The following is a 555-nucleotide window of genomic DNA, read 5'->3' on the forward strand; positions in this document are numbered from 1 at the left end:
CGATTCAGTGGCTGACAACCTACTAAATCAGAACTTCAATCCCACAGCTGCCAACCAAGTTTGGGCAGGCGATGTGACTTACTTAAAAACAGGTGAAGGCTGGATGTATTTAGCCATTGTGATGGATTTATATTCGCGTCGCATCGTAGGCTGGCACATCGACAAGCGCATGACGACGGATTTGATAAGTAAGGCATTAATGAAAGCTTACAATCTGCGACTGCCACCTCAGGGGCTGGTGTTTCACAGCGATCGTGGCTCACAATATACCAGCAAGCAATTCCGTAAATTGCTAGCGAGCTATGGAATGAGATCCAGTATGGGGGATGTGGGTGCGTGTTGGGATAATGCCGTTGTAGAGCGCTTTTTTGGCAGTTTAAAGCACGATTGGCTATTCAAAGTTAATCAGCCAACAAGGGAGTTTATGAAGCAAGATGTGGCCGCTTACATGAAGTATTACAACTTAGAGCGACTGCACTCAGCCAATGGTGATCTGTCACCAGTGGAGTTTGAAAATTCTCAACTAAAGGTGTCCAGTTTTGGTTGACCAGAACA

The 555-nt window shown here is 45.8% G+C and carries 1 protein-coding gene; it reads left to right on the forward strand.

Translation table 11 applies throughout. The features are described 5' to 3' along the window. The coding region (locus K1M91_RS21230) for an IS3 family transposase (protein ID WP_232804252.1) at positions 1-547 on the forward strand (547 nt) is incomplete at its 5' end. Positions 548-555 lie beyond the last annotated feature (8 nt).

Source organism: Motilimonas sp. E26, assembly GCF_021278025.1.
In the GTDB taxonomy this organism is placed as follows: Bacteria; Pseudomonadota; Gammaproteobacteria; order Enterobacterales; family CBDFNC01; genus Motilimonas.